Annotated in this window: 5 protein-coding genes; all 5 read left to right on the top strand. The window is 61.8% G+C overall.

The annotated features are described in order from the left end of the window. On the top strand, window positions 1–2881 hold a 2881-nt coding region (locus tag AIIKEEIJ_RS11035; RefSeq protein WP_161995644.1), incomplete at its 5' end, for an apolipoprotein A1/A4/E family protein. Between the two features lie 197 nt (window positions 2882–3078). After that, complete coding sequence (locus AIIKEEIJ_RS11030) at window positions 3079–4614, top strand: phage tail sheath family protein (RefSeq protein WP_161995643.1); 1536 nt, start codon at window positions 3079–3081, stop codon at window positions 4612–4614. A gap of 28 nt (window positions 4615–4642) precedes the next feature. Next, on the top strand, window positions 4643–5095 hold the full coding sequence (locus AIIKEEIJ_RS11025) for a phage tail protein (protein WP_050035730.1): 453 nt from the start codon (window positions 4643–4645) through the stop codon (window positions 5093–5095). After that, window positions 5088–5537, top strand: coding sequence for a hypothetical protein (locus AIIKEEIJ_RS11020; protein ID WP_251549589.1), 450 nt, complete (start codon window positions 5088–5090; stop codon window positions 5535–5537). Before AIIKEEIJ_RS11025 ends, AIIKEEIJ_RS11020 begins: the two co-directional genes overlap by 8 nt. Further along, a complete protein-coding gene (locus AIIKEEIJ_RS33990) occupies window positions 5489–5689 on the top strand; it encodes a DUF6760 family protein (protein WP_306430604.1) in 201 nt (66 codons plus the stop codon). Before AIIKEEIJ_RS11020 ends, AIIKEEIJ_RS33990 begins: the two co-directional genes overlap by 49 nt. The last annotated feature ends 1372 nt before the right edge of the window (window positions 5690–7061 follow it).

Genomic DNA, 7061 nt, shown 5'->3' with positions numbered 1-7061 from the left:
GCCCGCTGCTGTGCGCGAGAAGGAAGCTCAGGTCATCGCCGGCGCCACTGCGGATGCCGATGCCACGGCGAAGACCGGATTGAGTTCGATTACCGCCTCGAAAGGCAGTGCGCTGCAAGCCGCCGGTGCGGGCAAACAGGCCACAAAGTCCGCCGACGAAGGGGAACGAAGCCGGATCACCGGCGAGATCAAGAAGATCTTCGACAAGACAAAGGCCGACGTCGAGGGGATCTTGACCGGTCTCGACAAGACCGTGTCCGAGCGGTTCGAGGAAGGTGAAAGGAAGGCCAAGGAAGCGTTCGTCGCCGACCACCAGGCCCGCATGGCTGCGTACAAGGCGAAGCGATACGGCGGTCCTGGTGGGTCCGCGTTGTGGTTGAAGGACCTGCTCCTGGACATGCCGCCCGAGGCGAACGCGCTGTTCCTGGAATCGAAGAAGCTGTACGAGTCGCGGATGGAGGACGTCATCGGCGGCATCGCCGATCTCGTGGGCTCCGAACTCGCACGTGCGAAGGCCCGGGTGTCCGAGGGGCGCGCACAGGTCCAGAAGCTCGTCGCGGAGCAACCCAAGAACCTTCAGAAGCTGGCCGGTGATGCCGCCAAGGAAATTGGTTCGCAATTCGAAGATTTGGAGAAGTCCGTCGACGAGAAGCAGGAGTCGCTCGTCGACGATCTGGCGGACAAGTACATCGAGGCACGCAATGCGGTCGACGAGGAGATCAAGAAGCTTCAGGCGGAGAACAAGGGATTCGCAGGCCAGGCCGCCGAGGCGATCGGCGGCGCTATCGACACGGTGAAGAAACTCAAGGACATGCTGCTCGGCGTCTTCACCCGAGCCGCAAACGCCGTCGAGAAGATCATCAAGGACCCGATGGACTTCCTCGGGAAGTTCGTCAACGCGGTCAAGACCGGCATCCAGAACTTCATGTCGAACATACTCACGCACTTGAAGAAGGGTCTGCAGGGCTGGTTGTTCGGTACCCTCGCCGAAGCCGGCATCGAGATCCCCGAGAAGTTCGACCTGAAGGGCATCATCGGTCTGCTGCTGTCCCTTCTCGGCCTCACGTGGACGTCGATCAGAACCCGGATCGTCAACGTGGTCGGCGAGAAGGCGATGAGCGCGATCGAGAAGGGTGTCGATTTCGTCAAGATGATCCTCACCGAGGGCGTCCCGGGATTGTGGAAGTTCATCGCGCAGAAGATCTCGGACCTGAAGGAACAGGTGATGAGTCGCATCCGCGACTTCGTCATCACCAAGGTGATCATGGCCGGCGTGACGTGGCTGATCTCGCTTCTCAATCCTGCGGCGGCGTTCATCAAGGCCTGCAAGATGATCTACGACGCCGTGATGTGGTTCGTGGACAATGCACAGCGATTGAAGGACTTCGTCGACTCCGTCCTCGACTCGGTCGAGTCGATTGCCGCCGGCGGAGTCGGCAAGGTGGCGGCTCTGATCGAGGGCACGCTGTCGAAAACCGTCCCGATGCTGATCAGCGGCCTGGCCAGCCTCCTCGGTCTGGGTGGAATCGCCGACAAGATCAAGAGCATCCTCGAGAAGGTCCAAACCCCTGTCGGCAAGGCGGTGGACTGGCTGATCGCCAAGGCGGTCAAGTACGGCAAGAAGTTCCTCGACAGGCTGAAGAAGTCCAAGTTCGGGAAGGCGGCCGCGAGCGTCAAGGCGAAGGCGAAGGCCGCCTACGCCAAGGGCAAGGCTTGGGCGAAGAAGAAGTACGAGGCCGGCAAGGCATGGGTGAAGAAGAAGTACGAAGCGGGCAAGACATGGGCGAAGCGCACGTACCGGAAAGCCCGACGTCGAATCAAATCCGCTACACAGTCCATCGGGGACCGAATTCGAGAAAAGTGCAAGAATCTTCTAGGTATCAAGTTTCATTCCGAATTCCAGACCAAGTCGAATGGGAATACACACACTCTATACACCCAGAGCGGAGCGCCCAAAAATCTCTACGTGGCGTCATCACCCAAACCGATCTCTCATGCATTCAAGCATCTAGACGCCACAAAGAGATCGGATCTAAGAACACTCGAAAAGCAGTTTCAGAATGAAATGGATAATTACATCCAGATAATTAACGAAATATTCAAGGATAGCGAGGTGAATCGCCTGAAACTCGATAAAGCCACACGTAAACAATTCGATAAGGCGAAGTCCTCGGCCGCGCGTGCAGAGAAAGTCCAGAAAGATATACGGGCGTTTGCCCGAGAAAACATGAAAGACCCACTGGAAGGCCCCGGGGCTCACGCACCGGGAATAGGTACCATCGCACCCTACGGGGCGAAAATTAGTAGCCTGCGAGGCAAAAATTCCGTCTTGGAATGGAAGATGGAGGCTGAACACATCATTCCCGACGCCTTTATCCGGCGCGCGATGATGGGCCTGAAGAAGTCGGGGGAGGTGACGCAGGAGGACACCGGGTACAAACTTCAGCCGACGATACTTATATATGCGGGAGCCGCTAAGACCAAGACGTTCGGATCCACCCTTGACGGCCGCGGAGACCTGAAGCTCATACGCTCGATAAGGAATATTATGGGTATGATTAGAGACAAGATTGGAGGATCCGGAAAAAGATTCCGGAAGGTAAAGTCCTCAAAAAAGGTCAAGTTCAAAGGAGACTGGCGCGCCGTCCTGAAGGATCAATTCAACCGAAGGATTGAACCGCAGATCACCCGCATAGAAAAAACTTGGCTCGAACGAACCATGAGGTACGTCAAAGCGGAACAAGAAGCTATCGGCGATAGGAGAGGGAAGGACGCCACACCTAGACCATCGGATTCAGAATTGCAGTCGTGCTTCGATTCTCAGAAGCAGGTAATTGGGCAGGCAATCGGAAAGTTGGTGGCTGAAGCCGACTTCAAGTAACCACATCCGACCCAGTTGACCACAGAGCATGATCTAGCAGTCTCACACGGGTCCCGGTTGTCACCCAACACGGAAATCGGAAGGTGCCCTTTCGCGCATCACTCCCTACCCGACCGACCGTCCCAGCGTGTCTGCGTCGATGCACCGAAACGGTGCACTATCAAACCATCTCACCGCACGCCATCCGAGGAGGCGCCATGCCGACCTACCTGTCGCCCGGGGTCTACGTCGAGGAAGTTGACTCCGGGTCCCGGCCGATCGAAGGCGTCGGGACCGCCGTCGCTGCCTTTGTCGGTTTGTCGGAGAAAGGGCCGTTCAATGAACCGACCCTCGTCAGCAACTGGACCCAGTTCACCGGTCTCTTCGGCGGTTTCGTCGATGGCGCATGCCTCGCGCGGTCGGTCTATGCGTACTTCCAGAACGGTGGCGGCAACGCGTACATCGTTCGCATCGGCGACAGCAACGGCAACAGCGGTTCGAAGTCAGCTCCCAAGCCCGTCGAGGCTGCCCCGCAGGGCATTCTCGGCAACTTCCGTGTGCTCGCGATCGACCCGGCCGCAGCCGAATCCGGCATCGAAGTAGAAGTCGTGCCGAGTGACGCAGAGCCCGCGGACGGGACCTTCAAGCTCGTCGTCCGCAGGGGCGGTGAAACCGTCGAGGAGCATTCGGGTGTCACGCCCGGACGGGGCAAGACGAATGCCGCGACCGTCGTCAACGGCCAATCCCGGACGATCAAGCTCGAACAGATCCCCAACGCCCAGGCCTCCGACGAACTCGCCGTCGGCAAGAAGGTGACGCTGGCGGCACCCGCACAACCAGCGCTGCTGCCGTCCGCTCAACTCACGACCGACGACTACGTCGGTGACGTCTCGGAACGCACCGGTTTTTCCGGTCTCGAGGCGATCGACGAGATCACCATGATCTGCGTTCCTGATCTGGTCACCGCCTACCAGCGCAGCGCGATCGACCTCGACACCGTCATCTCCGTCCAGCAGGCCATGATCGCGCACTGCGAGCTGATGGGTGACCGGATGGCGATCCTCGACCCGCCGCCCGGCCTCAATGCGCAACAGATCAAGGAGTGGAAGAGCGACAAGGCAAACTACGACTCCAAGTACGCAACCCTGTACTGGCCGTGGGTGAGCACGGACGGTGGAACTTACCTCCCGCCTTCCGGTTTCGTCGCCGGCGTCTGGGCGCGCAACGACGACACGCGAGGTGTACACAAGGCCCCCGCGAACGAGGTGCTGCGCGGTGTCGTCTCCCTGCAGACGCAGATCACCCGTAACGAACACGACCTGCTCAATCCTGTAGGCATCAACTGCATCCGCTCGTTCCCCGGCCGTGGGATCCGCGTGTGGGGAGCCCGCACGCTGTCCTCCGATCCGGCCTGGCGCTATCTCAACATCCGCAGGCTCTTCAACTACCTCGAGGAATCCATCCTCAACGGCACGGACTGGGTCGTCTTCGAGCCGAACGATCAAGCGTTGTGGGCGAAGCTGCGCCGGACGATCAGCGCCTTCCTCGTCAACGAGTGGCGTAAGGGCGCACTGTTCGGCAGCACTCCCGACGAGGCGTTCTACGTCAAGTGCGACGAGGAGACGAACCCCGCCGAGGGAATCGATGCGGGTGAAGTGGTCTGCCTGATCGGCGTGGCCCCGGTGAAGCCAGCCGAGTTCGTGATCTTCCGACTGTCCCAGTTCTCCGGCGGCACCAGCCTGGTCGCCGAGTGATCGACGTATCGAACAGTGAGGAACCGCAATGCCTCTACCGGAATTCGACAGCTCGGTAGGCCACTCGTTCGGACTCGAGTTCGACGGGCTTCAGATCAAGGCCATCACCGAGGTGACCGGCCTGAAAATGGAACAGGACGTCATCGAGTACAAGTCCAACGAAGCGAAGGACGGAAAGTACCTCGTCAAGAAGCTTCCCGGACGTTGGAAGGCCGGTGAGGTCACTCTCACCCGGCCGCTCACCGAGGACCACGGATTCGACAAGTGGATCAAGGACTCTCAGCTGGGAAAGATGAAGGACGTTCGCAAGGGCGGCGCCATCGTGGTGTACGACTACGAAGGACAGCCCGTCAAGCGATACACACTCACCAATGCCTGGCCGAAGAGCCTTGAGGTCAGCTCTATGAAGGCCGGCGACACCAGCGTCATGACGGAGAAACTGGTACTGACCTTCGAACGCGTCGAGGTGGACGGTGCGTAGAACCAGCACCTCCACCCTGACAGTGGAGCACGAGCCGGACCGTTCGGCAGAAACTTCGGGTACCCGAGAAGCGCTGCGCACGGAATTCGGTTTCCTGTTGCCCCGTGGCTACATCGATTCGGCAGGCACCGTCCACCGCGACGGTGTCATGCGCCTCGCGACGGCCCGCGACGAACTCGTCTCCCAACGCGACGACCGGGTGCGGGAGGATCCGTCGTATCTGACGGTGGTGCTGATCAGTCGGGTCGTGTCCCGGCTCGGCGGCATCGAGGACGTGCACGCCGGAATCGTGGAGAACATGTTCGCGTCCGACCTCGCCTTCCTCCAGGATCTGTATCGGCGGATCAATCAGGACGGGCACACCCGGGCGGGCGTCACCTGTCCGGAGTGCGGATGCGACTTCGCCGTCGACATCGCCGGGGGCCGCCTGGGGGAATCGTGACGTACGGGACCGAACGTCTGCACGCCGAGGTCGCGTACATCGCCTATCACCTGCATTGGTCGTTCGACACGATCCTCGACCTCGAACACGCAGATCGGCAACGGTATGTGCGCTTGAGCCGGAACTTGGCGCCGGAATCCGCGAGGAGGTGAGCGATGACCATCCGATGGCCGTGGCAGCGCCGGTCGGCCGAACCCGCCCGGACACCGCCCGAACGTCCGGACGTTCGCCCCTCGCGGACCTCTCGCGAACGGCTGTCGTTGCCCCCGGTGCAGCGGGTGGTCGAACCGATCGAGTCGACCACACAGTTCGACGGATTCACTCGAACGCTCACAACCTCCCGATCGCCGGCTCTCGTCGAACCGCTCCCGACGGTCGGCGCCGGTGTGCCGTGGTTGTCGCTGACCGCGGCCCCTACGTCTACGCCGGTGTCCCGGCACGACGGTCCAACCCCCCACACCGTCGCACAGCGGCACCACCGGCCCCCGGGCTCCCTCCAGCGAGCAAGGGTCGGTGCCGTGCCGTCCACCCCCACCGACACGGCTCCGCCGCCTGCTCCCGTTCGTCACCTCGACTCGTCGCCCGTATCGAACGAGGTACCCGGTGCACATACCGAGATCGACGAGATGGTCACTGCGTCGCCACCGGACGACGAACGGGCACTCCCTACTGTTTCGACGTTCCCGGTCGACGAGCTTCCGGTGGGACGGATCCTGCCTCTCTCTGCTCACGCGGGCCACCAGGATTCGGACCCCGCGGAGGTTGTGCAGGACCGGCCCGTGGATCCACCGTCGGTGCTGCAGCCCGAGGTCGCACAGCGAGTATCCATCGAGCCACGCCCGCAGCCCCAGCTCGAACCGCAACCGCAACCGCAACGGACGCGGGCGCGTCCCCCGCATCACGAATCGCCGCACGTGGAACGGCAGAGCATCGATCGGCTTCCTCCCCCGCGCGAGCAGCCACTCCGCCGTCCCGTCCAGCGATCGGCGGCAGAAGTATCGGCGCCGTGCCTCGAACGTTCGTCATCGCCTCCGACCCCGGGGCCGGAACCGGCTCCGGCTCCGGCTCCGGACTCGACCGAGCATCCCGCCACACCCGAACCCCACCGTCGCCCCATTCGCCTCGACATCCGAGCCGATGACACCGCGGTCGAGACGGTGCAGCCCATACTCGACCTACCGTCGGTGCAGACACCCCCGCCTGAAGAACCTCGCCCTGCGAGCACACCGATCCCCGAACCGCTGCGTGCACCTCGTTCGGCGCCCACGTCCCTGCCCTTCGAAGAGCGCGTTGTCCAACGGGTCATCCCGTCACCCGAAGCCGTCACTTCACACGAGACCGTCATCCCGCACGACCTCGTCTCTGCGCCCCGCGTAGTCCCGGAGAGGACGTCCCCGTCGTCGTCCTCGGTCCCTGCACCTCCGATAGTGCAGCGCGACGTTGTTCCGGTTCCGGATCCCGGAGACAGTCCGGATCCCGAGCCGAGTCCGACCGTCACGGGCCCGGTCCTCGAGGCGAGTGAAC

The sequence above is a fragment of the Rhodococcus sp. YH1 genome (assembly GCF_009939605.1).
Classification (GTDB): Bacteria; Actinomycetota; Actinomycetes; order Mycobacteriales; family Mycobacteriaceae; genus Rhodococcus; species Rhodococcus aetherivorans.
This window is presented reverse-complemented; position numbering and strand designations above follow the sequence as displayed.